At 33.2% G+C, this 26,039-nt stretch carries 29 protein-coding genes; 28 read left to right on the forward strand and 1 reads right to left on the reverse strand.

Annotated features, from left to right (window positions below; translation table 11 throughout):
- Positions 1 to 148: 148 nt before the first annotated feature.
- From PMI10_RS14825 to PMI10_RS14935, 23 genes are all read left to right on the forward strand, one after another.
- Positions 149 to 1,159, forward strand: coding sequence for a hypothetical protein (locus tag PMI10_RS14825; protein WP_007809411.1), 1,011 nt, complete (start codon positions 149 to 151; stop codon positions 1,157 to 1,159).
- A gap of 179 nt (positions 1,160 to 1,338) precedes the next feature.
- Positions 1,339 to 2,022 (forward strand): DUF6090 family protein, encoded by a 684-nt coding sequence (locus PMI10_RS14830; RefSeq protein WP_007809413.1) that lies wholly within the window; start codon positions 1,339 to 1,341, stop codon positions 2,020 to 2,022.
- A 310-nt stretch (positions 2,023 to 2,332) separates the two neighbouring features.
- Positions 2,333 to 3,016, forward strand: a complete 684-nt coding sequence (locus PMI10_RS14835; RefSeq protein ID WP_007809416.1) for a GNAT family N-acetyltransferase — start codon at positions 2,333 to 2,335, stop codon at positions 3,014 to 3,016.
- Between the two features lie 62 nt (positions 3,017 to 3,078).
- A complete protein-coding gene (locus tag PMI10_RS14840; protein WP_007809418.1) occupies positions 3,079 to 3,801 on the forward strand; it encodes a YoaK family protein in 723 nt (240 codons plus the stop codon).
- A gap of 253 nt (positions 3,802 to 4,054) precedes the next feature.
- On the forward strand, positions 4,055 to 5,077 hold the full coding sequence (locus tag PMI10_RS14845) for a T9SS type A sorting domain-containing protein (RefSeq protein WP_007809420.1): 1,023 nt from the start codon (positions 4,055 to 4,057) through the stop codon (positions 5,075 to 5,077).
- 305 nt (positions 5,078 to 5,382) lie between these two features.
- A complete protein-coding gene (locus tag PMI10_RS14850; protein WP_007809422.1) occupies positions 5,383 to 5,856 on the forward strand; it encodes a group II truncated hemoglobin in 474 nt (157 codons plus the stop codon).
- A gap of 34 nt (positions 5,857 to 5,890) precedes the next feature.
- Positions 5,891 to 6,277: a YdeI/OmpD-associated family protein gene (locus PMI10_RS14855; RefSeq protein WP_007809424.1), complete on the forward strand. Its 387-nt coding sequence runs from the start codon at positions 5,891 to 5,893 to the stop codon at positions 6,275 to 6,277.
- A gap of 108 nt (positions 6,278 to 6,385) precedes the next feature.
- Complete coding sequence (locus PMI10_RS14860; RefSeq protein ID WP_007809426.1) at positions 6,386 to 7,264, forward strand: helix-turn-helix domain-containing protein; 879 nt, start codon at positions 6,386 to 6,388, stop codon at positions 7,262 to 7,264.
- A 64-nt stretch (positions 7,265 to 7,328) separates the two neighbouring features.
- The gene (locus tag PMI10_RS14865) at positions 7,329 to 7,943 is read left to right on the forward strand and encodes a sugar O-acetyltransferase (RefSeq protein ID WP_369792095.1); all 615 of its coding nucleotides are present in this window, start codon (positions 7,329 to 7,331) and stop codon (positions 7,941 to 7,943) included.
- Positions 7,944 to 7,954: 11 nt separating this feature from the next.
- Positions 7,955 to 8,377 (forward strand): (R)-mandelonitrile lyase, encoded by a 423-nt coding sequence (locus PMI10_RS14870; protein WP_007809430.1) that lies wholly within the window; start codon positions 7,955 to 7,957, stop codon positions 8,375 to 8,377.
- 21 nt (positions 8,378 to 8,398) lie between these two features.
- Complete coding sequence (locus PMI10_RS14875; RefSeq protein ID WP_007809432.1) at positions 8,399 to 9,463, forward strand: alpha/beta hydrolase; 1,065 nt, start codon at positions 8,399 to 8,401, stop codon at positions 9,461 to 9,463.
- Positions 9,464 to 9,591: 128 nt separating this feature from the next.
- Positions 9,592 to 9,993 (forward strand): bleomycin resistance protein, encoded by a 402-nt coding sequence (locus PMI10_RS14880; protein ID WP_369792096.1) that lies wholly within the window; start codon positions 9,592 to 9,594, stop codon positions 9,991 to 9,993.
- Between the two features lie 123 nt (positions 9,994 to 10,116).
- The gene (locus PMI10_RS14885; RefSeq protein ID WP_007809437.1) at positions 10,117 to 10,482 is read left to right on the forward strand and encodes a nuclear transport factor 2 family protein; all 366 of its coding nucleotides are present in this window, start codon (positions 10,117 to 10,119) and stop codon (positions 10,480 to 10,482) included.
- 13 nt (positions 10,483 to 10,495) lie between these two features.
- Complete coding sequence (locus PMI10_RS14890) at positions 10,496 to 11,542, forward strand: serine hydrolase domain-containing protein (protein ID WP_007809439.1); 1,047 nt, start codon at positions 10,496 to 10,498, stop codon at positions 11,540 to 11,542.
- Positions 11,543 to 11,548: 6 nt separating this feature from the next.
- Positions 11,549 to 11,971: a DUF1801 domain-containing protein gene (locus tag PMI10_RS14895; protein WP_007809440.1), complete on the forward strand. Its 423-nt coding sequence runs from the start codon at positions 11,549 to 11,551 to the stop codon at positions 11,969 to 11,971.
- A 4-nt stretch (positions 11,972 to 11,975) separates the two neighbouring features.
- Positions 11,976 to 13,073 carry an MBL fold metallo-hydrolase gene (locus tag PMI10_RS14900; RefSeq protein ID WP_007809442.1) on the forward strand — a complete coding sequence of 366 codons (1,098 nt, stop codon included), beginning with the start codon at positions 11,976 to 11,978 and terminating at the stop codon, positions 13,071 to 13,073.
- A 16-nt stretch (positions 13,074 to 13,089) separates the two neighbouring features.
- Entirely contained in the window at positions 13,090 to 14,220 is a 1,131-nt protein-coding gene (locus tag PMI10_RS14905) for a lactonase family protein (RefSeq protein WP_007809444.1), read from the forward strand.
- Positions 14,221 to 14,434: 214 nt separating this feature from the next.
- Positions 14,435 to 14,959 (forward strand): GNAT family N-acetyltransferase, encoded by a 525-nt coding sequence (locus PMI10_RS14910; protein WP_035631949.1) that lies wholly within the window; start codon positions 14,435 to 14,437, stop codon positions 14,957 to 14,959.
- Position 14,960: 1 nt separating this feature from the next.
- Positions 14,961 to 15,542: an LOG family protein gene (locus tag PMI10_RS14915; protein WP_007809448.1), complete on the forward strand. Its 582-nt coding sequence runs from the start codon at positions 14,961 to 14,963 to the stop codon at positions 15,540 to 15,542.
- Positions 15,543 to 15,638: 96 nt separating this feature from the next.
- Positions 15,639 to 16,328, forward strand: coding sequence for a DUF2490 domain-containing protein (locus PMI10_RS14920; RefSeq protein WP_007809450.1), 690 nt, complete (start codon positions 15,639 to 15,641; stop codon positions 16,326 to 16,328).
- 17 nt (positions 16,329 to 16,345) lie between these two features.
- The gene (locus tag PMI10_RS14925) at positions 16,346 to 16,813 is read left to right on the forward strand and encodes an SRPBCC family protein (RefSeq protein WP_007809452.1); all 468 of its coding nucleotides are present in this window, start codon (positions 16,346 to 16,348) and stop codon (positions 16,811 to 16,813) included.
- Between the two features lie 16 nt (positions 16,814 to 16,829).
- Positions 16,830 to 17,204 carry an iron chaperone gene (locus tag PMI10_RS14930; protein ID WP_007809453.1) on the forward strand — a complete coding sequence of 125 codons (375 nt, stop codon included), beginning with the start codon at positions 16,830 to 16,832 and terminating at the stop codon, positions 17,202 to 17,204.
- A 172-nt stretch (positions 17,205 to 17,376) separates the two neighbouring features.
- The gene (locus tag PMI10_RS14935; RefSeq protein ID WP_007809455.1) at positions 17,377 to 18,066 is read left to right on the forward strand and encodes a 2'-5' RNA ligase family protein; all 690 of its coding nucleotides are present in this window, start codon (positions 17,377 to 17,379) and stop codon (positions 18,064 to 18,066) included.
- Between the two features lie 12 nt (positions 18,067 to 18,078).
- On the opposite strand, the gene PMI10_RS14940 is transcribed toward PMI10_RS14935, so the two are convergent.
- Positions 18,079 to 20,226: a cation:proton antiporter gene (locus PMI10_RS14940; protein ID WP_007809457.1), complete on the reverse strand. Its 2,148-nt coding sequence runs from the start codon at positions 20,224 to 20,226 to the stop codon at positions 18,079 to 18,081.
- 319 nt (positions 20,227 to 20,545) lie between these two features.
- Between PMI10_RS14940 and PMI10_RS14945 the strand changes: the two genes are divergently transcribed.
- The 5 genes from PMI10_RS14945 (at position 20,546) to PMI10_RS14965 (ending at position 25,987) form a co-directional block, all read left to right on the forward strand.
- Positions 20,546 to 21,973, forward strand: a complete 1,428-nt coding sequence (locus PMI10_RS14945) for an L-serine ammonia-lyase (protein ID WP_007809458.1) — start codon at positions 20,546 to 20,548, stop codon at positions 21,971 to 21,973.
- Between the two features lie 88 nt (positions 21,974 to 22,061).
- Positions 22,062 to 22,880 carry a 3-methyl-2-oxobutanoate hydroxymethyltransferase gene (gene panB, locus PMI10_RS14950; protein ID WP_007809459.1) on the forward strand — a complete coding sequence of 273 codons (819 nt, stop codon included), beginning with the start codon at positions 22,062 to 22,064 and terminating at the stop codon, positions 22,878 to 22,880.
- 115 nt (positions 22,881 to 22,995) lie between these two features.
- A complete protein-coding gene (locus tag PMI10_RS14955; protein WP_007809460.1) occupies positions 22,996 to 23,685 on the forward strand; it encodes an RluA family pseudouridine synthase in 690 nt (229 codons plus the stop codon).
- A gap of 76 nt (positions 23,686 to 23,761) precedes the next feature.
- A complete protein-coding gene (locus tag PMI10_RS14960; RefSeq protein ID WP_007809461.1) occupies positions 23,762 to 25,090 on the forward strand; it encodes an aldehyde dehydrogenase in 1,329 nt (442 codons plus the stop codon).
- 105 nt (positions 25,091 to 25,195) lie between these two features.
- Positions 25,196 to 25,987 carry a hypothetical protein gene (locus PMI10_RS14965; protein ID WP_007809462.1) on the forward strand — a complete coding sequence of 264 codons (792 nt, stop codon included), beginning with the start codon at positions 25,196 to 25,198 and terminating at the stop codon, positions 25,985 to 25,987.
- The last annotated feature ends 52 nt before the right edge of the window (positions 25,988 to 26,039 follow it).

Consider the following 26,039-nt stretch of genomic DNA (forward strand, 5'->3'; position numbering starts at 1 on the left):
TATTTGGGATGATTTGGCAAATCCGAAAATAGGGCTTAATTTAGTCCCAAACCCACTGTACTACCAGAACGTTAGCGGTCAGCTTAAAAAATGACAGTGTATAAAATAAACATATTAGAGTTTGTTACTACTTAAAAACCAAACCAAAATGAATCATTATACAAAGTTTATAGGAATACTTGCATTTGTTTTCTTTTTGCACTCATGCAATAAAGACACTGTGGTTAGTGGACAAATTAAATTTATAAAGAACGAAGAACCGGTTTGGAATGGAAATTTAGTCGCGGGTGATCCAAGTATTATTAAAGATGGAAATATTTATAGGATGTTCTACACTAGCTTAGTGGGAACCGGTCCATCAGAAAAGATAATTATTGCCGGCGCAAAATCATATGATGGAATTCACTGGATGCCAATGACCGGTCCTTTAGGATCCGAAGCTATAGCTTTGGATAATAGGGCTACCGAGTGGGATAAACATTTGGAGGCAATAGATGTCATAAAGGATGAGTCAGACTTTAAAATGTTTTATTGTGGTTACCCAAAAGAGAATACGGAATTAGGTACAACCGTTTCGAATGGTGAAATTGGTCTTGCTGTTTCGTTAGATGGAATAGAATTTAATAGATTTCAAACAACTCCTATACTTAAGCGGGGCAGTCAAAACGCAATGGATAATAACGCTTTGTTTAGTCCCTCAGTAATTAAAGAAAACGGAACCTATTATATGTTATATACGGGATGGTGCATAGATTCCTGCAATACACCATTCATTGGCATTTTGGGGGCAACGTCAACAGATGGAGTAAATTGGAATAAATATCCAACTAAAATTATTGCTGGTACTGATAGCGATTTACCCTGGATAAAATTACTTATTGAAGTAGATATTGTAAAGGGTCCGGATAATATATTTTACTTATTTTTTACTGGTGAAGAAGGCATTGGGGTAGCAAGATCTAATCATCCATTTGGCCCTTGGGAAATATATCCACATCCTATATTAACTAAAACCCAATCCTGGGAGTCTTATAAAGTAATTGCTCCTACAGTTATTATAGAAAATAACAAAGCAAGAATGTGGTATATGGGTGCAAAGCCTGGTTTTAGTGATTTTGCTATTGGATATGCCGAATCAAACTTCCCATTTGATTGGTAAATATGTTTTAATTAATTATTGCAATGAAGAATAATACATATGACAGAAAAGAATACCGAACCGCTAATAGCACCTACCAAAAAGTGGACGTTCAGTGCCACCTTCAGATAGCTGCCCAAACGTTGCACATCATTTTGTACAGACCGTACCAATTTTTAACAAACAATATATAAAGAATTATGCAAGAAGAAATTAATAAACATACGAAAAAAATCTACAAAGCGATGAAAAATCAAAAACATACTCTTAGTGAAAAAGTTAAAGAAATTATTATTGAAATTTTTATAATCGTTTTTGCTGTATCGCTTTCCATTTGGTTACACAGTTGGAGTGAACACAGACACGAACAAAAAGAAGCGAATAAATTCTTAAAAGAATTAAAAGAAGACCTTAGTGCTGATATTAAGTTACTTGAAGAAAATAAAAACACAGCTACTATGCTGAATAATAACTATAAGTTTATGCTGTCTTTGAAAAAAAATAAAGTAAACGACAGTCTTATTGGTCCACATACTACTTTTTCCCTTCTTGGTACAAGTTTTAATATAGGAAGATATGAAGGTTTTAAATCAAGTGGAAAAATTGGAACTATTGAGGATGACAAGTTGAAAAATAAAATACTAAGTTACTATCAACAGACCATACCAAATTTAATATCCAGCGTAAACTTCATAAATGCCGAACAACTAAAAATATTAGATATTGACGCAGGAAGCCTTGCTCTGTACGATGTTTATACCACCCAAAAGATGCAATCAAAATATTCTAACCTTCAGTTCAATACTAATTCTCTTATTGCCGTCTATGAAGAGGCAATAAAACAGGTTAACGAAATCATCACAGAAAGCAAAACGGAAAAATAAAACGGAGTGCAACAAAGGTTTAGTCTCAATTTACTGGTTTTTGGCAAACTGAATTTTTAATTTATTAACTTCGTTTCCGGTTGCAAAACTAACCAATATGGAGCTATTTGCGAATCGTGACAATATTGATTCTACAAAAAAAGGTATACCTAATTGGAGTCCGTTCTCAGAAAAAACTAAGTATTTTGAACCTTTATAAAGGTTTTATGATTAATTACAGCGTCGAAAATTTATCGAACTTAATTAAAGAAAGACGAAGTACGCTGTAGCCCCAGAACGTTAGTGGTCATTGTAAACAACTTTTTTTAAAATGATAACAGAAGAAAAAAAATTAGACAATCCGGTTTGGTATTCATTGTCAGAAAGTCATTCAAATTTTGCAATTTTATTTGATCAGGTAAAATTCTATAATCCAAAATATTGTCCTTTTGGTGGTTATAATGATTTAAGTGAAACTTTAGTTGCTAATGAGAAATATTCAAAAATGATATCCAATTTTTATGTTGTAGGAAACAAACCAAATTTTAATAAATCATTAAAAATTAATAAAAAATTAATTTGTAACCAAATGGTACTTACAGATTTTATTAATATTGAAATAACTGAAACAATCATTGAGTTGCAAGCAAAACATAAAAAAGATTTATTTGATCTTGTAAATTTAGTTCAGCCAGGATATTTTAAAGAGGAAACTCCGGAACTTGGCAGTTATTATGAAATCTATAAAAATGAGAAATTAATAGCTGTTACAGGTGAAAGAATGAAAATGAATTTATATACAGAGATAAGTGCAATTGTAACCCATCCATCATATATAGGAAAAGGTTACGCAAAACAATTAATCGCTTACACAACTAATAAAATATTCAGAGAAAATAAAATCCCATATTTGCATGTTGCCGAAAATAACTCAGGTGCTATAAATCTCTATGAGAAATTAGGTTTCATAATGCGGCGAAAAATTAGTTTTTGGAATCTTGTAAAAATAACCTAAAATCAGAAACAACGAACCGCGGTATACTATTTTAAAAACGAAAATGGAAAAAACAAACAAAAATGTTTAGACATCAAGGTAAAACAAGAACTTTAAGCCACAATTTGCGAATCGCATCCTTATTGTCTTTTGTTGCTGGAATTGTAAATGTTGCCGGATTTTTAGCAGTTCAAAAATTAACTACAAACGTTACCGGACATTTTGCCTTTTTTGTGGATGAAATATTTAAGTTGAACTTTTGGAACGGATTTGTTTATTTTTTATACATATTTTTCTTTTTTCTGGGTTCATTTGTCTCCAGTTATTTAGTTGAACTTATTTCCCAAAAAACCGAACGTAATATTTACGTTTTTCCAACCTCAATCGAAATTTTAATATTATTCTCAATCGGAATATTTGGTGGAAATTTAATAACTAAAAATCCGAATATAATTGCCTGTAGCTTATTGTTTGCTATGGGTTTACAGAATTCATTAGTAACCAAAATATCGAATGCAACTGTAAGAACAACACATTTGACAGGGCTTTTTACAGATTTGGGAATAGAATTATCACAACTATTTTTCTACAATGAACCAGAAATGAAAGCAAAATTATATTCATCGATTAAATTACGATTGACAATAATAAGTTTCTTTTTTATCGGCGGAATAATTGGCGGAATATTTTATACAAAAATTGAACTAAAAGTTTTATTCATTGCTGCAGCGACGTTGATATTAGGTTTGATTTACGACAACTTAAAACTGAAAATAATTATGCTAAACCGAAAATATAATCACTAAAAATAAACGCTTGCCAACACAAGTCTCTAGCCATTTGCAAATTTAGTAGAATTACCGTTTTTTAATTCCTATTATCATTTAACCAAAAATACTCGGTTTTCAAAAATTCCAAAACACTACAAATCACCGGTACTTTCCAGACCTTTTTTTAATCCGAATAAAAAGCTTCACCATCAAAAAACTATTGTTTACCTCAAAAATTTGAATAGGTAATAAAGTGACGCTATTTTAACAATTCTAAAAAACAAAAATTATGAATAGAAAAGATTTTTTAAAAGGAATTGGGCTTGTTGGTGTAGGTATTTCAATCCCAACAATTGGTTTGGCAAAAGTTAAAGATTTAATGGATGAACCATCAAATAATGATTTACTCGCTTGTACTGCAATTCCCGGTGAAACAGCGGGACCTTATCCAGCTCCAGGTAGTGTAAGTACTTCTACTCTGGTTAGAAGTGCTATTACTGAGGGAACTCAAACAGGCATACCTCTAACCCTGACGTTTACAGTTATTAATATTGATAATGGCTGTTTGGCTGTTTCGGGATTGAGAGTAGATATCTGGCATTGTAATAAACGAGGTTACTATTCGGCTTATGATGGGCAGCCCGGAATCGATGGCACAGTAAATAATGGAGGAACTACCTGGCTAAGAGGAATTCAGTATACCGATTCTAATGGCCAAGTTACCTTTACAACCATTTATCCGGGATGGTATACACCAAGAGCAACACATTTACACGTTCAGATCTATGATAGTTCAAACAATCTTCTGGCAACATCGCAATTAGCATTTCCAGACGCTACCAATACAACTGTCAATGCTTATTATAATACGAGCGGCACAAATTCTTTTACAAATACAAACGATTCGGTTTTTAGTGATTCATATGCTAATGAACTCATGACCGTAACAGGAAACACGACAAGCGGATATATTGCTGTAAAACAAATAGCTGTTAGTGCAGGGACTTTAGGCATTGAAGATATTGAGATCGAAACAGGAGGGCAATTTGGCAAACTTATAAATTATCCAAATCCCTGTAACGAGAAAACAACTTTATCGTTTAATCTGATACAAACATCTGATATAGAAATAACAATTTTAGATGTAACGGGAAAACTAATTGAAAAGATTACCAAAAAAAATCTGGATAGCGGAAAAAATGAAATTCAAATAAATACTTCAAAGCTGCAATCGGGCAATTATCTTTACCAGCTTCAAGTTTCTAACCACAGCGGGACATTTAGACAAACTAAAAAACTGATTAAAAATTAAAACTGCCTATAACAGCAGTTGCAAAAATGACAGATACTTTTATGAAACATTTATACTTAATTAAACATTAGGAATTCTTCAAGGTTACAAACCGATTACCAAAATTTAATAGTTCATTTTAATAAACCTGCCATGCTTAACAGCTGTTAAGCATGGCAGGTTTTATTTTAGTAGAATTATCGTTTTTAATTCGTATTTTGGTTTAGCCGAAAATTACTCCGTTTCAAAATCGAAACTGTTAACAAAAAAATTTAATGATTTGCGAAAAATTTAATTCTTATTAACTTTGTAAGCAAAAACACACAATGAAAAATACACCTACACTTTATGAATGGGCGGGTGACATGAAAACCTTTGAGAATCTTTTTACAAAGTTTTACGCCAAGGTACTTAAAGACAATTTATTGGGCGAAGTTTTTAAAAACATGTCCCCGGAACATATCACTCAGGTCTCGCACTTTGTAGCCGAAGTATTTGGCGGAGATAAACTTTATACAACTCAGGACAAAGGCAGCCATTCTATCATGATTGGCAAACATATTGGCAAAATGCTGACTGAAGAGAAACGCCAGCGCTGGGTACAGCTTCTGCTTCAAACCGCTGATGAAGTAGGTTTGAAAAGTGATCCCGAGTTTCGTTCAGCATTTGTAGGCTATATAGAATGGGGAACTCGCCTGGCGGTTATCAATTCACAACTTACAGAAAATCCAATGGAATCAAATGAACCAATGCCTAAATGGGGCTGGGGAGAAACTGGTGGACCTTATGATCCAATCTGATTACGCTTTAGACCAAAAAAACAGCCTGTGATTTATGGAAACAAAAGACGGTAAACAAGCAATATATGCCAAAACAAGAAAAGATTGGCGCACTTGGCTGTCACAAAACAGCCAAACTGAGAAATCTGTGTGGTTAATTTTATACCACAAAAAAAGCGACGTCCAAAGTGTAAATTTAGTTGAAGCTACTGAAGAAGCACTTTGTTTTGGCTGGATAGACAGTTTATGCAAAAAGAGAGATGCAGAAAGTTATTATTTGACATTTTCACATCGCAATCCTAAAACCAGTAAATGGAGCAAACCAAACAGGGAAAGGGCAGAAAGGATGATTAAAGAAAATTTAATGACAGAATTTGGACAAAAATTAATTGATATAGCAAAAGCGACAGGAAAATGGGAACCGACAGATACGGAAAAATAGATCTATCCCTAATATATTTTCAATACTCCCAAAAAAACATAACTTTTTTATGTAAAAGAATAGGTTACATTTATAATTAGGTAAGTTTGAATTTCTTAACTTTACAGTATGAAAGAAAAAGAAATACGATTGGTTTCGGAGTTCAACAATGAACTAAAACTAAAAGGCTTTAAAGCATTTCAAATAGAAGATGACACCGATGCTACCAGATTATACAGCAGAAAAGACTTTTTTAAAATCTGCCTGACAACCGGTAACAGTAAGATTCATTATGCGGACAGAAGTTTTGAAAGTGAAGACACTATTTTATTTTTTGGAAATCCGCATATCCCCTATTCCTGGGAAACTTTATCTACAACGTATGTAGGTTACACTTGTCTTTTTTCAGAAGATTTTTTTAAGCAAACGGAGCGTTCTGAAAGTTTACATCAATCACCATTTTTTAAAATTGGCGGAACTCCTGTTTTAAAAATCACAGAAGAACAGCGACTATTTCTGAATACTATTTTCAAAAAAATGATTGAGGAACAAAAAAGCGATTATGCTTTTAAGGATGAGCTTATTAGAAACTACATCAACCTGATCATTCACGAAGCATTAAAGTTGCAGCCATCAGAAAACTATGAAAAGCACAATAATGCAGCTTCGCGAATTACATCTGTTTTTCTTGAATTACTGGAAAGACAATTCCCTATTGAAACCACTGATCATCCATTGCAACTAAAAACTGCACAAGATTATGCTCAAAATCTCAACATACATGCCAATTACTTAAACCGTTCTGTAAAAGAAATCACAGGAAAATCTACAACCACTCACATAAGTGAGCGAATTATAACAGAAGCAAAAGCATTATTACAGCATACCGACTGGAACATTGCAGAAATTGCCCATGCACTGGGGTTCGAATATCCTACTTATTTCAACAATTTCTTCAAGAAACTTACAGGCACCAATCCAAAAACGTTGCGGGAAACGGAGGTTTGATTTTCTTAACTTTTGGTTTGATAATCTTTAACTTCAAGGGTATTTGCTGCAATACCTTTGTACTATGTTATCAAATTCAATTGCAATGCACATTCCCGAAGAACAAAATACCATAAATCAGAATAGAAAAAGCATTTTTGACCGGATGAAAGCCGGTGAATTATTCCGGCTGGATGATCCTGAATATCCTAAGGTACTGGAAATCGTTAGTCGTACTATAACATTATCTGCAGCACTCAATACATCCAATAATGTTGGTCAAATAAGGGAACGGCTGAGCGAAATTATCGATTCTCCAATAGACAATAGCACAACTGTATTTACCCCTTTTTACACCAATTTTGGAAAATTCATCAAAATAGGCAAAAACGTTTTCATAAATCACGCTTGTACTTTTCTGGATATGGGTGGAATTACAATCGAAGATGATGTGTTAATCGGACCAAAAGTCAATCTTATTACAGAAAATCATCCTTTAAACCCAGCCGACAGAAAAGCACTGATAACTAAACCTATTATTATTAAAAAGAATGCCTGGATTGGCGCCGCAGCCACAATTTTAGCCGGAGTAACCATTGGAGAAAATTCAATAATTGCAGCAGGCGCAGTTGTCTCAAAAGATGTTCCTGATAATGTGGTAGCAGGTGGTATTCCGGCAAAAATTATAAAAACAATTTAAAGAAAATAACAATGACAACAGAAAATAACACTCCAATATTTCCAAAAGGAAATCCTTTACCAAAGGAATGGTTTACCGGTAATGCTTTTTTATCCCCATTAATAGCAAAAGATAAAAACCACGATTTTTCAGCAGGTGCCGTAACATTTGAGTTCGGTGCAAGAACCAATTGGCACACACATCCCAAAGGTCAGGCTTTGCTGGTAATAGAAGGCAACGGATTGTATCAGGAAAAAAGTAAACCTGCACAACGAATTAAAAAAGGTGATGTAGTCAATATTCCTGAAAATATTGAGCATTGGCATGGAGCTACTGCAAATAGTAAAATGGTACATATTGCTATCACAAATTTCAAAGATGATGTTCAGGTAACCTGGCTTCAACCTGTATCTGAACAAGATTATGCGGAAGCAAACAAAATTACTGAGGATTAATAATTAATCAAATTTAGAAAAATGAAAAAGACATTGGTATTCGCAATGCTATTCTTGATAATAGCAGGACAATCATTTGCACAAAACGAAAAAAAGAAATCAAATCAAAGTTCAAAGAAAATGAGTAAAACAGAAACAACTGAACACTATACTTTTCAATTAAGTGATAAGGTTACACGTCAGAAAGTGACTTTTAAAAATCGTTACGGTATTACAATATCGGCCGATTTATATCTTCCTAAAAATCATGGCAATGAACCATTAGCTGCGTTGGCAATAAGTGGTGCTTTTGGAGCTGTAAAAGAACAATCTTCCGGATTGTATGCACAAACCATGGCCGAAAGAGGTTTTGCTGCTTTGGCATTTGATCCTTCTTATACGGGTGAAAGTGGCGGTGAACCCCGTAATGTTGCATCTCCGGATATTAACACCGAAGATTTTAGTGCCGCAGTTGATTTTCTGGGTATACAGCCAAATGTTGACCGTAATAAAATAGGAATCATCGGAATTTGTGGTTTTGCCGGTATGGCATTGAATGCTGCAGCAGTAGATAAACGCATAAAAGCTGTTGCCACCACCAGTATGTATGATATGTCGAGGGTTATGGCAAAAGGATACAACGATAAAATGACACTTGAACAACGCACACAACTATTGGAGAAAATGAGCCTGCAACGTTGGGAAGATGCAAAAAATGGTACAACTGCTTATGGTAATCGTAATTTACCCGAAAAACTGGAAGGTAACGAACCTCAATTTATAGTCGATTATTTCAATTATTATCGCACACCACGCGGCTTTCATAAAAATTCGGCTAATTCAAACGGTGCGTGGACAGCAACCAATGCTTTTTCTTTTATGAATATGCCATTATTGACCTACATTAAAGAAATTTCACCTCGCCCGATATTATTGATTGCAGGCGAAAATGCACATTCACGTTATTTTAGTGAAGATGCGTATAAAGCAGCATCAGAACCTAAAGAGTTAATGATTATACCTAACGCCGTTCATGTGGATTTATATGACAAAGTAAATATTATTCCGTTTGACAAACTGGAAGATTTTTTTAAAAAGAATTTATAGTGAATTCGTGAAGAAACCCCAAAAGAATAAAATTTCAAAAATCATATAAACTGACCTCGTTTTAAGTAATTAGAACGGGGTTTATTTTTGCTTTAAATTTAAATATTTTCAGTAAATTTCCTAACTTCATAAAACTACAAAACTCATCAACAAAAAACATTTCAAAAATTATGTTTATAGCTGTTCATCCTAAACTACCAATGCGTGATAAAAATACAACCAAAGATTTTTATCTGAACAAATTAGGTTTTCAAGAATTTGGAAATGCTGATTATGACTTTTATCTAATGATTCAAAAAGACAAAATACAAATTCACTTTTTCGAATTCAAGGAACTTAATCCAAAGGAAAATTATGGACAGGTTTACATCAGAACTGATAATATCGATGAGTTATATCAATCATTATTAGACAAAAAAATCGATATTCACCCTGCCGGCCATCTTGAAATGAAACACTGGGGACAAAAAGAATTTTCATTACTTGATCCTGACAATAATTTGATAACATTTGGTCAAAGTATATTTTAGGTAAATAATTATACTCAGTCTTCACCATTTTTTATACTTAGCAAAGTCAGGAATCTATGGCAATATTTCGCTAAAAAAAGACTTTTATTTCATAACTTAGTTTTTCTTTTTAAAATAAAAACTATGAAAAAAGAAATAGCCCGTGAATTTTTAAAACTTGCTGCAAAAGGACACGCTCATGAAGCGTTTCGTCTGTATGTAAGCAAAAATTTCAAACATCATAATGTACATTTTAAAGGTGATGCCAATACATTGATGCTGGCTATGGAAGAATCGGCAAAAACAAATCCGAATAAAATTTTCAAAATTCATCATATTTTAGAAGATGGGAATTTAGTCGTGGTACATTCACATTTACAGCAAACCAAAGCTGATTTGGGTTTTGCCGTAGTTCATATTCTTAAGTTTGAATCTGATAAAATAGTTGAACTTTGGGATTTAGGCCAACCTGTACCTGCCAAAATGATAAATGAAAATGGAATGTTTTAATAAAAATAAAAAAATGACCCCAATCTTAAGAACCTCCTTTTTATTCTCTTTTATTTTTTTACTTTCTAACTGCAATTCGTTTTCACAAAAAAAAGACAACTTCAAATCTAAAACTGACAGTTTAATTAAAGTTGCAGACCCCAAATTTAATGGTGCTGTTCTTCTTTCGAAAAAAGGAAAAACAGTTTATTCTAAAGTACTGGGTTTTGCTGATTTTGATAAAAAAATTCCGTTAACAATTAATAGTCAATTTGAAATCATGTCGAACAGCAAACAAATTGCTGCTGTTTTGATTTTGAAAGAATACGAGAAAGGACGAATCGATTTGCAGGCCCCAATAAAAAGATATCTTCCGTATTTAACGCAAAGCTGGGCAGATACTGTTACGGTCCATCAGCTATTAAATCACACACACGGAATTGAAGATTTGAAAAAACCATTGCTTTTTAAACCCGGAACTGATTTTAAATACGGTAATTTAAGCTTTAATTTATTAGGCAAAATTGTTGAATTTACCTCTAAGAAAAGCTATTCCGAAATGGCAAATACTTTGTTTAAGGAATTAAAAATGAAAAATACATTCTGTTATTCTAAAGAAAAAACAGAACATTTGGTTACAGGATATAGTACCGATAAAAATATCTTTGAAAAGATTACAACATCACAAATAACTCCTGAAAGTTTAGGTGCAGACGGAATTATTTCGACCGTAAATGATTTAGCCATTTGGAATAACAATCTCCATAAAGGAAAAATCCTGAAACCGGAAACATATCAATTGATGGTTCATTACAATATAAAAGCACAGCATAATGTTTTTGGAAAAGAAAAAGAAGGTTACGGTTACGGGATTCGGATTGTAGATCAGAAAACTCCAAAATATATTGGCCACACAGGTTTAGGTGACGGGTTTTCTTCCGTAAATTTGTATTTCCCCGAGAGTGATGTCAGTTTGATTATTTTGGAAAATCAGATGAATGCAGATCGGGATTTATTGTATAGTATTGAAATTAAAATCAAAAATATCCTTTTAGAAAGCGATTTACTGAATCAAAAATAATATTCAATGGCAAAAAATAAAACAAGAGAAACCCAAAACAGTGTTATTGATTTTATTAATACTGTTGAAGATCTTACAAAACGAAATGACTCATTTGAACTTGTTAAATTAATGCAGGAACAAACTGGTTACGAACCTAAAATGTGGGGACCAGCTATTATTGGTTTCGGAAGTTATCACTACAAATATGCCAGCGGTCACGAAGGCGATGCCCCTCTTGTCGGGTTTTCTCCAAGAAAGGATGCTATTTCACTTTACCTCTGTTCTTCTTTTGAAAGTAAAGAAGAATTACTCTCAAAATTTGGAAAACATAAAGCCGGAAAAGGCTGCATTTACATCAAAAAAATAGCCGATATTGATATTGAAATCCTTAAAAAGATGATTTTGTATTCGGTCGAAAATTTAAATAAACTGTATCCATCCAAATAAAAACATGACCATAATTTTTATAATACTTATTTTTTTAGCTTTTTATCTTTTTCTGCAAGATGCACGATTTGGAAAAGCACCTTCTGGCGAAAGACTTGCACTAATTCAAAAATCCCCGAACTATAAAAACGGTAAATTTGAAAATGTACACTTTACTCCGGACCTCACAGAAGGTTACACAATACTTGGCGTTTTGTATGAGTTTTTATTTAAAAAAGCAGACCGAAGAATTCCTGCTGAACAAATTCCGTCGATAAAAACAGATTTACTGAACCTGCCTATAAATCAGGATGTTTTAGTATGGTTTGGACATTCATCCTATTTTATTCAGATTGAAGGAAAACGAATTTTGGTTGATCCCGTTTTTAGCGGTAACGCCTCCCCTATTGCCGGCACTACAAAATCGTTTAAAGGTTCTGATATTTATACTGTTGATAATCTTCCTGAAATTGATTATTTATTGATTACGCACGATCATTATGACCATTTAGATTATAAAACCATTCTAAAATTAAAACCGAAAACCAAACAAATTGTCTGTGGACTGGGTATAGGCTCTCATTTTGAATCCTGGGGATTTCCAACTCAAAAAATCATAGAAAAAGACTGGCATGAAAAAATAGAACTTGACGAGAATATTACACTTTATACGGCTCCGACACGACATTTTTCCGGACGTGGATTCAAACGCTGCAACACACTCTGGCTGTCCTATATTTTAGAGACAAAAGACTTTAAAATGTATTTGGGCGGTGACAGCGGTTACGATACTCATTTTGCTGAAATTGGCGATAAATTTGGCCCTTTTGACATTGCTTTAATCGATAATGGGCAGTATGATATCAAGTGGAAATACATTCATAATTCGCCGGAAGATGTTATACAAGCCGCTAAAGATGTAAAAACCAAAAAACTGTTTCCTGTACATTCCTCAAAATTTCCTTTGGCAAATCATGCCTGGGACGAACCCTTAAAAAGAGTAACTGAATTGAATTCAGCTTCAGAAAACCCAGTACCATTAATGACTCCTATGATTGGTGAATTAGTGGAATTGAAAAATGAAAAACAGGAATTTCAACAATGGTGGAAAGAAATAAAATAACATTAAAACCTGCAACTTGAAACTAAAAATCAATCTATTACTAATTACTTTACTTGCTTCGTTTACTGTATTTTCTCAGAATACCTATGTTTTTCTGGGATCATACAATCAGGATAAAACTGCAGAATCGATTTTGGTATATCAATTAGACACTTTAAACGGTAAACTGACAAAAGTAACTTCGGCCAGAAACCTTATAAATCCATCGTTTTTAACTGTATCCCCAAACGGAAAATATGTTTATGCCTGCACAGAGAGCAAAACCCCAAATGCAGGAAGTGTGAGCTGTTTTGAATTTAATCCGAAGAACAAATCGCTTATTTTTTTAAACAAACAGTCAAGTGGCGGCGAAAACCCTGTTTATCTTTCGGTGCATAAAAGTGGAAAATGGCTTGTAAATGCTAATTATACAGAAGGAAGTGTTTCAGTTCATCCTTTATTAGAAGATGGAAGAATCGATTCTATTGCACAAAATTTTCAATATATGGATGGAAGTGTAAACAAAAAAAGGCAAACCCGTTCTCATGTTCATTCTGCTGTTTTTTCACCTCAATTTGATTATTTGTTTTTACCCGATTTAGGAGCTGATAAAATAAGATGTTATCAATTTGACGAAACGCAAAAGAAACCTTTAGTCGAAGCTAAAGTTCCGTTTACAAAAACAGATTTAGAAAGCGGACCAAGGCATTTTACTTTTCATCCGAATCAAAAATTTGGTTATTGTATTGAGGAAATGTCAGGAACAATAAGTGTTTATCAATATGAAAATGGAACTTTAAACAAAATCCAGCGCGTCAATACACATCCTGATAATATTACAGAAGGTTTTGAAAGTTCAGACATTCATATTTCACCTGACGGAAAATTTTTATACGCTGCAAACAGAGGAAAAGAGAATAATATTGCTATTTTTTCTATAGCCGAGAATGGAACTTTAACAAATATAGGGTACCAATCGACTTTAGGAAAACATCCTCGAATATTTTCCATTGACGAAACCGGAAAATTCCTTATTGCAATAAATGTAAATTCCGGAAATGTGATTGTTTTTAAACGAAACCCAAAAACGGGATTACTTAAAAAAACAGGTAAAAAAGTAAAAATGAAAAACGTTTCCTGCGTTCAGATTAAAAAAATATACCAATAATCCATCTGTTGGATGTAATTCATAAAAAATTTGTTTAACACATAGAAACATAGTTTTTGTAAACTTAAAAGAAGACGTTTCACTTATTTAAATACACATAGTGCTATGTGTGAGAAACTAGTTTCTTTAATTTTTCCTTTTATATAAAAATTAATCTATGTATCTATGTGTTGAAAATAATTACATTCAGGAGGTTATCAAAATTCTTAAAAAAATGGAACCAAATTTCAATCTTCAGCCTGAAATTTTAGAAGACGATGTAATAAAGTTAATTCCGTTAAAGGAAAATCATTTTGAAGAACTTTACAAAGTAGCATCAGATCCTTTAATCTGGGAACAGCATCCAAATAAAAATCGTTACGAAAGAGACGTTTTCAAAAACTTTTTTGAAGGCGCCATTGAAAGTAAAGGTGCGTTTCTGATTATTGATAAAAAAACAAATGAAATTGCAGGAAGCACCCGTTTTTATGAATATGAGCCGGACAACAAAAGTGTGTTTATTGGCTATACTTTTTATGGAAGAAAATACTGGGGTACCGGATTTAATCCTCAGGTAAAAAAAATGATGTTCGATTATTCTTTTAAAGCGGTTGATAAAATTAAGTTTCATATCGGAGCAGAAAATTATCGTTCGCAAAAAGCCATAGAAAAATTAGGTGCAAAGAAAATAGACGAACAAGAAGTAGCTTATTATAATGAGCCTTCGCGTTATAATTTTGTTTACGAAATAGAAAAATAAAATGAAAATAATTACCGTTTTCTGCGGATCCAGTTTTGGAACTGACGAAATTTACAAAGAACAGGCTGCTTTACTGGGGCAAACATTAGCCAAACAAAATATAGAATTGGTTTACGGCGGTGCCAATGTAGGTTTGATGGGCGCTGTTGCGGATGGCTGCCTGAACGAAGGTGGAAAAGTAATTGGCGTACTTCCTGACTTTCTGCGTTCAAAGGAAATTGCCCATACAGGTTTAACCGAATTAATTCTGGTTGAAAGTATGCACGAAAGAAAAACCAAAATGAACGATTTATGTGATGGTGTTATTGCTCTTCCGGGCGGTTTTGGAACTCTCGACGAACTTTTTGAAATGATTACATGGGCACAATTAGGATTGCATAAAAAACCAATTGCCATTTTAAATATAAATGGCTTTTATGATTCTTTATTAGAATTGATGCAAACCATGACAGATAAAGGTTTACTGAAAGAAGTAAATCAAAAAATGTTGTTGGTGAGTGATGACATTGAAGATTTATTGGATAAAATGAAAAATTATATCCCTCCAACCGTTGGAAAATGGATTGATAAAAAACAAAATTAAAAATTTCCGGTATAATCTGAATTTCTATTTTTAACACAATTTCTGGAATAACTTTCTTATCTTGGAAGTCCAAAAAAATCCTATTCTATTACAAAAATGAAACATTTAAAAGCCTATTATTTTTTACCCGCATTTATCTTATTTTTAAATTTAAACATTACTTACGCTCAAAAAACAGATACTGGAAACTGGTTTATTTATTTTGGAAATCAGGCTATAAATAAAAAATGGAATTGGCATAACGAAATACAATATCGAAATTACAATTTTGCAGGAGATACACAGCAATTATTATTAAGAACGGGAATCGGGTATAATCTGACCGAAAACAACAATAATATTTTACTGGGTTATGCTTATATAAATTCACAAAATTATATTGGCGATACGGATGAGAAAACAGATACTAATGAAAACAGGATTTATCAGCAATTTATAACACGACAAAACTTTGGCAGGATTTATTTACAACATCGTTACCGGGTGGAAGAACGATTTTTAAAAGACGATTTTCAAATGCGTTTTAGATATTTTCTGGCTTTGAATGTTCCGTTGAACAAACCAAAAATGGAGGATAAAGCTTTTTATATTTCGGCATATAATGAAATTTTCCTGAATGCAGAATCACCTGTTTTTGACAGAGACCGCCTATATGGAGCATTGGGTTATGTAATCAATAAGAACTTTAGGGTTGAAGCTGGTTTTATGAGACAAATTCAGGAAAAAACAGGTCGAAATCAATTTCAAATCGTAATTTATAACAACATTCCTTTTAGTAGTAAATAATTTTAAAACTAAAAAATATGGCAACACTAAATAACAATTTTGCAAAAGCCGAAATGCTGATTAGAAAGCCTGTTTCAGAGGTTTTTCAGGCATTTATCGATCCCGAAGTTACCCGTAAATTTTGGTTTACAAAAGGTTCAGAAAAATTAGAACAGGGAAAATCGGCTGTATGGACTTGGGAAATGTATGGTTTTTCGTTAACTGTTTTGACAAAAATCATTGAAAAAAATAAACGGATCATTATTGAATGGGGAAATAAAGGCGAAGAAACAATTGTCGAATGGATCTTTACTTCCTTAAACGAAAAAGAAACTTTTGTAAGTATTACCAATTCTAATTTTCAAGGGGAAATTGATAAAATAATTACCGAAGTAAGAAACTCAACCGAAGGCTTTACATTGGTTTTAGCCGGAGCCAAAGCATATCTGGAGCATCAAATCCAATTGAATTTAGTTTTGGACAGATTTCCAAAGGGATTAAGTTAACTTCAACAGATTTATTATGTCAACTATTCCAATCAAAAAGCCTGCAACTATTGACGAATACATTGGCGCATTTCCAAGTGAGGTCCAGAAAATTTTAGAAGAAATCCGTATAACCATTCAAAAAGCAGCTCCTGATGCGAAAGAAAAAATAAGCTATTCAATGCCTGCCTTTGACCAAAACGGAATTGTTGTATATTTTGCTGCTTTTCAAAAACATATCGGATTATATGCTTTGCCAAGCGGTCATGAAGCTTTTCAGGAGGAATTATCGAAGTATAAATCGGGAAAAGGTTCGGTTCAATTTCCATTAAATAAACCAATACCATTTGATTTGATTACTCGAATTGTCAGGTTTAGGGTTAAAGAAAATATAGAAAAAGGTGAAAAATAAACCCGTTGAGCTTTTAGGATTAAAAAGGNNNTTGAGCTTTTAGGATTAAAAAGGGCTTNNNGCTTTTAGGATTAAAAAGGGCTTCGACNNNTAGGATTAAAAAGGGCTTCGACTCCGCTCAGCCTGACACCTCTTTTGAATTACATATAACGAGTAAAATAAATAATCAAATATGAACTTATCTGAACATTATAATGAGCTTTTCAAAAAATCTTCCAAAGCTATTTTGTCTGAAGATTATACTTTAGACACTAAAATTAATAATCCTTCAGATAAACGTTTCGGAATTACTTTACTTATCCGGCCAAGTCAGGAAATAAAAGCCAACATTCAGCTGTTTATTAATGAATTAAAAAAAGTTGATCCTGACCAATATTACTATCCGGCTTCTGATATCCATATTACTGTTATGTCCATTATTTCGTGCTACGAAGGCTTTACTTTAGATAAAATTTCTTCCTCTGATTATATCGAAATTGTTGAAAAAAGTTTAGTCGATGTAAATAAAATTCAAATTGACTTTCAGGGTGTGACTGCATCGCCTTCCGCTGTAATGCTTCAGGGATTTCCTGTTGATGATGCTTTGGATACTTTGCGTAATAAATTACGTGAAGGCTTTAAAAATACTACTTTAGAACAAAGTATTGATAGTCGATACAGTATTGCCACAGCTCACATGACAGTAATGCGTTTTAAACAAAAATTGGAGAATCCCGAGAAATTAATTCAGGTTATTGAAAAATTCCGAAACCATAATTTTGGAAAATTTACAGTTGATAAAATTGAATTAGTATTTAACGATTGGTATCAACGTGAAAAAAACACTAGAAATTTATGTGATTTATATTTGAAGTATTTTTAAATATAAAGACTATTACCCTTTCTTCAAAATATTCCCCAAACCTTTACTAATTTGTTCGATTGCTTCGATACCTTTTGTCAATGGTGTTGCAGTAAAATCCTCATAAGCATCCATTGCACTCTCTTTTCGGTCATCTTGCGGATATACGAGAATTATATTGTTATCATTAAACGATTTTTCGAATTTTTGAGGTAATTTATCAAAAATAGACTTATAGGAAACAGAGCCTTTTCGGGATAAGTTAAACACAATTAAATCAGTCGGTTTAATTTCATCTGAAATTGCCTCGAAATCTTCCCAATCCAAAATGCTTTTGAATCCAAATTTTGCATTCAGTCTCAAATTACTGGCAATTTGCTGAATCGCCTGATGTGTTTTGTACTCAGCATAAATCACTATCGGAATACTCAATTCCTGCGACAATCGACTGATTTTCTGCATTAAAAGATGAAATCCAATACCTCTTTCTGAAAAAGGCGGGCAGATAAAAACCAATCTGTTCTCTTCTATAAAAGTTTTTTGGAATCGGCAAATAAATAAACTTTTATCTACATTATTGATGATTGAATCTACATTTTCTCCAAAAATTTTATCCAGGAATCCCGTTTTTCTCGGCCATCCGACAATAACAATATCCGACATAATTTCTTTAGAAGTTCTCGCAATCCCACTTGCAGGATTATGATCGATTCTGGCAATCGTATTAATTTTTACTTCCGAAGCTGAACCCTGAATCACAAATTTATCAACTGCTTTTCGGTACTTCAAAATATTAATTTCAGCCTGATCATTATTAGGAACAATCGTTAATAAAGTTACCGGATTTGATGATTTCTTATCTTTTATCAAAAGTGCAAAATCTAATAAACTGGATGTTGCTGAAGTTTTTGCTAACGGAATTAAAATATGTTCATCTAAAATCTGATCCTTGTTTTCATCATTTGATAAAATTTCTTCTTCGCAAATAGCAATTTTTTTAGCTGCTTTTTCAGTTGCAAAAGAAGCTACGATACAGGTTATTAATATTAAGATAATGGTTCCGTTTAAGATATTTTCATCTAAAATTTTAGCTTTAAAACCAACCAAAATTACTGCCAGTGTTGCTGCAGCGTGTGCACTGCTTAATCCAAAAATAAGCTGTCTTTCGGTTTTTGTATACTTAAACACGATTTGGGTAAAAAACGCTGCAATCCATTTTCCAAAAATAGCGACAACACTCAATGTTCCAGCCACAATTATAGCAGTTGGACCGCTTAGGATCACACTGACATCTACTAACATTCCAACCGAAATTAAAAAGAAAGGAATAAACAATGAGTTCCCAATAAACTCAATCCTGTTCATTAATGCCGATGAATGCGGAATCAACGGATTTAATGCCAAACCGGCAACGAAAGCTCCAATAATAGGCTCTACTCCTGCTACTTCGGCTAAAAAAGCAGCAAAAAATACTACCGATAAAACAAAAATATAATGAGCGTGTTTTTCGCTTTCCAGTTTTTTAAAGAACCATTTTGCAATTCTTGGAATCACCAAAAACATAATTGCAGAAAAAATGGCCAGCGAAACACCTAATTTAATCCAAAACGCCTGATTTAAATTCCCCTGACTGCTTCCCATTATAACAGCCAAAATAATCAAAACAGCAGTGTCAGTCAGGATTGTTCCCCCGACAGTTATGGCAACAGCCTGATTTTTTGCGATTCCAAGTTTACTGACAATCGGATAAGCAACCAAAGTATGTGTAGCAAACATACTTGCAGTTAAAAAACTGGCATTAAAATCATATTGCAATAAATAATAACAAACCGGAAAACCTATGCAAAGTGGAAAAATAAAGGTGAAAAATCCAAATAATAAACTTTTATTCCTGTTAGCCTTAAACTCATTCATGTCGAGTTCTAAACCGGCAATAAACATAATATAAAGAAGACCAATAGTGGAGAATAATTCTACTGCTGAATTTTTTTCTAATATATTCAGCCCATGAGGGCCAATGATTACACCAGAAATTATCAATCCGATAATACCCGGAATATTTATTTTTTTAAGTAAAATTGGAGACAGTAAAATAATAAAAAGTATCAAAGAGAAAATCAATACCGGATTATGGAGGGGTAATTCAAATTCGTGAAATAAGTGTTTAAAAAATTCAATCATAGTGTAATTTTATAATCTTAACAGTATTATAATTTTCGAAAAGAAAGTTTCTAAATTAAAGACTCTCAGTATTAAATTACACGGAGCATTTTGTTTTTAAGTCTTAAAATCGATTTTCTTCAAATTTTTGCTTCTTTACAAAAATACCTAAAAAAACCACGAACTTTTTACGAAACACCTATATTAAGCAATAAAATTTATTTCATTGCTTAATTACTAAAATTTAATATATTTTTTAACAAAAACGCAATATTAACAATTCAGATTTTAAATTCATTGCATTATTCAATTATCTTTGTGATACTAAATTATTAAAAAAATGGAAGAATGTATATCGGTTTTTGATATGCTTAAAATTGGTGTCGGTCCTTCAAGTTCACACACACTTGGTCCGTGGCGCGCAGCAGAACGTTTTTTAGAAGAGTTAAGAAACCAATCAATTTTAGAGCAGGTAATTCGGGTAAAAATCGATTTATACGGTTCACTTTCACTAACCGGAAAAGGGCACGCAACCGATCTTGCAATTATGTTAGGGTTAAGCGGCCAGAATCCGGAATATATTCCAGTAGAAAATATAGCAGGAATCATCAAGGTTATCGAAACTTCAAATGAAATTATTTTGGGAAACCAAATTGCGGTGCCATTTTATTTTCTTCAGGATATTGTTTTTAATAAAGAGTTCCTTCCTTTTCATGCAAATGGCTTAAAATTTACTGCCTATAAAACCGATAATACTGAATATGAATCTACTTTTTATTCAATCGGAGGTGGTTTTGTGGTTAAAGAAGAACGTACCAATGCAAAAATAAAAGAGGAAATAAAATGCGCTTTTCCGTTTCCTGTTCAAAATGCTGTTGAACTATTAAATTATACCATTTCAGAAAATAAGTCAATTTCGGAAATTGTTTATGAAAACGAAAAATCAATGCGCCCTGAAGCCAAAATTCATTCGGAATTAATGCGCATCTGGCATACAATGCTTGAATGTATGTATATTGGCTGCCATTCCGAAGGAATTCTTCCCGGCGGATTAAATGTTCGCAGACGGGCTTTTGATATGCATCAGAATCTAATTGGTTTATCTAATTATTCCGATCCGCAATCCTGGCTGGAAGAAATCAGAAAAACTGAGGTGAAATTTCGCCAAATCTTAAAATGGGTAAGCTGTTTTGCACTTGCCGTGAATGAAGTAAACGCATCTTTAGGCCGCGTAGTTACAGCACCTACAAACGGAAGTGCCGGTGTAATTCCGGCAGTATTGATGTATTATTTGGTAATTGAAAATCATAATGCCGGCGAAAAAGAAATCAAACAATTTTTGATGGTTGCCGGTGAAATTGGAAGTATTTTCAAAAAAGGATCTACAATTTCAGCTGCAATGGGTGGCTGCCAGGCCGAGATTGGTGTTTCTTCATCAATGGCTGCAGCAGCTCTTTGTGAATTAATGGGCGGAACTCCTGCACAGGTTTTAATGGCTGCCGAAATCGCTATGGAACATCATTTGGGCCTAACTTGTGACCCAATTGGCGGTTTAGTTCAGATTCCGTGTATCGAAAGAAATACTATGGGAGCCATAAAAGCGATAAATGCTGCCGAATTAGCTTTAGAAACTGACTCGAAAAATGCAAAAGTACCATTGGATAAAGTAATCGATACCATGTGGCAAACGGCAAAAGATATGAATTCCAAATATAAAGAAACCTCTGAAGGAGGTTTAGCAATTGCCGTAAATATGGCGGATTGTTAGCATAATATTGCTTAATTTTGCAAAAAAAATCGTTTTAAAGAAAATCACCTTTAAAAACTATTCAAAAAAACTAAAAAAATCAGGTATAATGTCAGTTGCGAAAAAAGATTATAAAAGAATCACTACCAAATCGTTAATCGAAATGAAAAACCATGGAGAAAAGATCTCTATGCTAACCGCTTACGATTATACTATGGCCAAAATTGTAGATACAGCCGGAATCGATGTGATTTTAGTGGGCGATTCTGCATCAAATGTCATGGCAGGCCATGAAACGACATTACCAATTACTTTAGATCAGATGATTTATCATGCATCATCTGTAGTCCGTGCCATCGAAAGAGCTTTGGTAGTGGTTGATTTGCCTTTTGGAAGTTACCAGTCAGATCCGAAAGAAGCTTTACGTTCTGCTATCAGAATCATGAAAGAAAGCGGTGGTCACGCAGTAAAACTTGAAGGCGGAAAAGAAATTAAAGAATCCATCAAAAAAATATTAAACGCAGGAATCCCGGTAATGGGACATTTGGGTTTAACTCCACAATCCATTTATAAATTTGGGACTTACAGCGTTCGTGCCAAAGAAGAAGAAGAAGCAGAAAAACTGATGGCAGATGCTAAAATGCTCGAAAAAATTGGTTGTTTCGGAGTGGTTTTAGAAAAAATACCTGCTGATTTAGCCGAGAAAGTGGCTAAAAGTATTTCGATTCCCGTAATTGGAATCGGAGCCGGAGGAAATGTTGACGGTCAGGTTTTGGTTATTCATGACATGCTTGGAATGAACAATGAATTCAGTCCTCGTTTTTTACGCCGTTATCTAAATTTATATCAGGAAATGACAACGGCTATCAGTCAATATGTTACTGATGTAAAATCGAGTGATTTTCCGAATGAGAAAGAGCAATATTAATTTTTTTTAAAAGGTTCTAAGGCTCTAAGCTGCAAAGGTTCAAAGGTTTTTGAAAAACAAATCCGTTAAAAAAACTTTTACAAATTCCTGAGAACTTAAATTTTAGCAAGTCTAAATGAAAATCGTTTCCAATAAAAATAATCTCCAGATTCTGCACGAAGACAACCATATTATTGTGGTAAACAAACGTGTGGGCGATATTGTTCAAGGTGACAAGACCGGCGACAAGCCTTTGTCTGAAATTGTAAAAGAATATATCAAAGATAAATATAATAAACCCGGTGAAGTTTTTCTGGGTGTAATTCATCGTTTAGACAGACCTACGACGGGAATTGTTGTTTTTGCCAGAACAAGTAAAGCATTATCACGAATGAACGAAATGTTCAGTAATCGTGAAACTCAAAAAACATATTGGGCAGTTGTTAAAAATAAACCTCAGGAAACAACTGCCAAATTGGTTCATTATTTAAAAAGAAATGAGAAAAACAACACTTCAAAAGCACATTTAAAAGAAGTTCCTGACAGTAAAATTGCCAGTTTAGATTATACTGTTTTCAAAGAGCTTCAAAACTATGTAGCGCTTGAAATCAATTTACATACAGGCCGTCATCATCAAATTCGTGCACAATTATCGGCCATTGGATCTCCTATAAAAGGTGATTTGAAATATGGTTTTGACAGAAGTAATCCTGACGGAGGCATTCATCTGCATGCCAGGAAATTAATTTTCACTCATCCTGTTTCTAAAGAAATCATCACTCTGACAGCACCAACGCCGGATGAAACCATTTGGAATGCTTTATGATTTTTATGATTTAATTGTTAGATATTCAATTTATATCAATTAACTTGCATAGTCAAAAATTTAAGCTGGAAGTAAAATGGACTATAAAAATGACATAAAATACCGAAAAGAAACGCTTAAAAAATTACTCTTTAACATTCAGAAATACGAGGATTTAATCATTAAGGCGTTATATGACGATTTTAAAAAACCAGCGTTTGAAGCCGTTTTAACAGAAACTAATTATGTTATTTCAGAACTAAAAAACACTATTAAAAACATTAGCAAATGGGCAAGACCCGAACGTGTTTTTCCATCAATATTAAATTTTCCTTCTACAGATTACATCTACAAAGAACCTTACGGAAATGTTTTGATAATTGCTCCCTGGAACTACCCATTTCAATTGGCTTTATGCCCATTGATTTCAGCCGTTTCAGCAGGAAATAAAGTCGTTTTAAAACCATCAGAGCTTACTCCGAATACCTCAACAATTATTGCTAAAATCATCGAAAAATCATTTCACATCAACCATGTTGAAGTTATTCAGGGCGGTATTGAAGTTTCGGATAAATTGCTGGCAAAACGCTGGGATTATATTTTCTTTACAGGAAGTGTTACAGTTGGAAAAATAATAGCCAAGGCGGCAGCAGAAAACTTAACGCCAATAACCTTAGAATTAGGAGGTAAAAACCCCTGCATTATTGATGAAACTGCCGATTTAAAACTGGCTGCAAAACGTATTGTCTGGGGAAAATTCATCAATGCCGGACAAACCTGCATAGCTCCTGATTATATTTTGATTCAAAAAAGCATGAAAATAAATTTCATTACTTTTTTGATTGAAGAAATCGTACAGGCGTATGGTAAAAAACCTGAAAAATCTCCAGATTATGCACGTATTATCAATACTAAAAACTGGTTGCGCCTAATGAGTATGATTGAGCCCGAAAAAGTGATTTTTGGGGGAGAATCCAATGCTAATGAATTTTATATTGCACCTACTCTTGTTGAAGAACCGGGATTGGAAAGCCCGGTAATGCAGGAAGAAATCTTTGGGCCCATTTTACCTGTTTTGATCTATGAATCCGAGAGTGACATTGACAAAGTAATAAGCAAATATGAAAAACCTCTGGCCTTTTATATTTTTAGTGAAAACGATTCGTTTACTAAAAAAATGATTTTAAAATATTCCTTTGGAGGTGGTTGTATTAACGATACCCTTATTCATTTTTCGAATAAAAGATTACCGTTTGGCGGTGTTGGTCACAGTGGAATTGGTGCTTACCATGGAAAATTAAGTTTTGATATTTTCTCACATCATAAAGCAGTTGTCAAAAAAGCAAACTGGCTTGACCTGCCTATGCGTTATGCTCCTTATAAAGATAAATTAAAATCTATTAAAAGATTGTTAGACTGGATGTAAACAACATACTATTTCATAGATTATGAAGTGAAATTGATTAAAAATATTATATTTACGTTTGAATATTTAACTTAAAAATAAGAGTATAAAACAATTCTACTAAATATGAAATCTACACTTAATCAAATCGAAGACATAAAAAATAATGGTTACTCCTTAGATTTTTCAAATGTTTTTAATCACGCTTTCGAAAATTACAAAAAAATCGCCCTTTATGCCGGACTCATTTTATTGATTATCTCCATAATTTGCTCTTTTCTTGGAGGTGGAATATTAGTTAGTCTGTATGGTGTTAATCATTTCAACAAAGAGTTTTTTGAATCATTACAGAATCAACAGCCCGAGCAAACGACTTTTATGATTTACATGCTGGTTGTAGTTGTTCTAACTGCTATTTTCAGCCCTTTCACTGCTGGTTTTTTAAAAATGGCTGATTGTGCCGACAAAGATGAAACCTTTAATTTTTCTACCGTTTTTACCTATTACAAATCGCCTTACTTCTCCCGAATATTTATAGCAACATTATTAATCGGTTTTTTAAGTGCATTTATTTCTATTGGATTTAATCTAATTGGAGTTACCGTAATTGATACTTTGCTTTCATTGGCAATTTCGTTATTTACTTCACTAACCATTCCATTAATTATTTTCGGAAATTTAAATGTAACTGATGCTATAAAATCGAGTATCATCATAGTGGGCAAACAACCACTTATTCTGGCTCTGTTATTTATTGTGGCAGGGATAGCTTCAGTAGTCGGTTTTATCGGTTGCTGTATTGGTGTTGTATTTACAATTCCCATAACATATTCTGTAAAATATGCAATATACAGCGCTATTCTAAATATTGAAAATGAAGACTCAATTGAATCAATTGGTCAGTCAGATTCAGAATAAAATCCCCTAAATCAATTTATTCCCTCAGAAGAATAATAAAAGGATTAATAAA

This window comes from Flavobacterium sp. CF136 (assembly GCF_000282055.1).
Taxonomy (GTDB): domain Bacteria; phylum Bacteroidota; class Bacteroidia; order Flavobacteriales; family Flavobacteriaceae; genus Flavobacterium.

What these genes read in the sequence shown, in the direction of transcription:
- PMI10_RS14825 (WP_007809411.1), top strand. Translation starts at nt 149, where the DNA reads ATGAATCATTATACAAAGTTTATAGGAATACTTGCATTTGTTTTCTTT.
- PMI10_RS14830 (WP_007809413.1), top strand. Translation starts at nt 1,339, where the DNA reads ATGCAAGAAGAAATTAATAAACATACGAAAAAAATCTACAAAGCGATG.
- PMI10_RS14835 (WP_007809416.1), top strand. Translation starts at nt 2,333, where the DNA reads ATGATAACAGAAGAAAAAAAATTAGACAATCCGGTTTGGTATTCATTG.
- PMI10_RS14840 (WP_007809418.1), top strand. Translation starts at nt 3,079, where the DNA reads ATGTTTAGACATCAAGGTAAAACAAGAACTTTAAGCCACAATTTGCGA.
- PMI10_RS14845 (WP_007809420.1), top strand. Translation starts at nt 4,055, where the DNA reads ATGAATAGAAAAGATTTTTTAAAAGGAATTGGGCTTGTTGGTGTAGGT.
- PMI10_RS14850 (WP_007809422.1), top strand. Translation starts at nt 5,383, where the DNA reads ATGAAAAATACACCTACACTTTATGAATGGGCGGGTGACATGAAAACC.
- PMI10_RS14855 (WP_007809424.1), top strand. Translation starts at nt 5,891, where the DNA reads ATGGAAACAAAAGACGGTAAACAAGCAATATATGCCAAAACAAGAAAA.
- PMI10_RS14860 (WP_007809426.1), top strand. Translation starts at nt 6,386, where the DNA reads ATGAAAGAAAAAGAAATACGATTGGTTTCGGAGTTCAACAATGAACTA.
- PMI10_RS14865 (WP_369792095.1), top strand. Translation starts at nt 7,329, where the DNA reads ATGTTATCAAATTCAATTGCAATGCACATTCCCGAAGAACAAAATACC.
- PMI10_RS14870 (WP_007809430.1), top strand. Translation starts at nt 7,955, where the DNA reads ATGACAACAGAAAATAACACTCCAATATTTCCAAAAGGAAATCCTTTA.
- PMI10_RS14875 (WP_007809432.1), top strand. Translation starts at nt 8,399, where the DNA reads ATGAAAAAGACATTGGTATTCGCAATGCTATTCTTGATAATAGCAGGA.
- PMI10_RS14885 (WP_007809437.1), top strand. Translation starts at nt 10,117, where the DNA reads ATGAAAAAAGAAATAGCCCGTGAATTTTTAAAACTTGCTGCAAAAGGA.
- PMI10_RS14890 (WP_007809439.1), top strand. Translation starts at nt 10,496, where the DNA reads ATGACCCCAATCTTAAGAACCTCCTTTTTATTCTCTTTTATTTTTTTA.
- PMI10_RS14895 (WP_007809440.1), top strand. Translation starts at nt 11,549, where the DNA reads ATGGCAAAAAATAAAACAAGAGAAACCCAAAACAGTGTTATTGATTTT.
- PMI10_RS14900 (WP_007809442.1), top strand. Translation starts at nt 11,976, where the DNA reads ATGACCATAATTTTTATAATACTTATTTTTTTAGCTTTTTATCTTTTT.
- PMI10_RS14910 (WP_035631949.1), top strand. Translation starts at nt 14,435, where the DNA reads ATGGAACCAAATTTCAATCTTCAGCCTGAAATTTTAGAAGACGATGTA.
- PMI10_RS14915 (WP_007809448.1), top strand. Translation starts at nt 14,961, where the DNA reads ATGAAAATAATTACCGTTTTCTGCGGATCCAGTTTTGGAACTGACGAA.
- PMI10_RS14920 (WP_007809450.1), top strand. Translation starts at nt 15,639, where the DNA reads ATGAAACATTTAAAAGCCTATTATTTTTTACCCGCATTTATCTTATTT.
- PMI10_RS14925 (WP_007809452.1), top strand. Translation starts at nt 16,346, where the DNA reads ATGGCAACACTAAATAACAATTTTGCAAAAGCCGAAATGCTGATTAGA.
- PMI10_RS14930 (WP_007809453.1), top strand. Translation starts at nt 16,830, where the DNA reads ATGTCAACTATTCCAATCAAAAAGCCTGCAACTATTGACGAATACATT.
- PMI10_RS14935 (WP_007809455.1), top strand. Translation starts at nt 17,377, where the DNA reads ATGAACTTATCTGAACATTATAATGAGCTTTTCAAAAAATCTTCCAAA.
- PMI10_RS14940 (WP_007809457.1), bottom strand. Translation starts at nt 20,226, where the DNA reads ATGATTGAATTTTTTAAACACTTATTTCACGAATTTGAATTACCCCTC.
- PMI10_RS14945 (WP_007809458.1), top strand. Translation starts at nt 20,546, where the DNA reads ATGGAAGAATGTATATCGGTTTTTGATATGCTTAAAATTGGTGTCGGT.
- panB (WP_007809459.1), top strand. Translation starts at nt 22,062, where the DNA reads ATGTCAGTTGCGAAAAAAGATTATAAAAGAATCACTACCAAATCGTTA.
- PMI10_RS14955 (WP_007809460.1), top strand. Translation starts at nt 22,996, where the DNA reads ATGAAAATCGTTTCCAATAAAAATAATCTCCAGATTCTGCACGAAGAC.
- PMI10_RS14960 (WP_007809461.1), top strand. Translation starts at nt 23,762, where the DNA reads ATGGACTATAAAAATGACATAAAATACCGAAAAGAAACGCTTAAAAAA.
- PMI10_RS14965 (WP_007809462.1), top strand. Translation starts at nt 25,196, where the DNA reads ATGAAATCTACACTTAATCAAATCGAAGACATAAAAAATAATGGTTAC.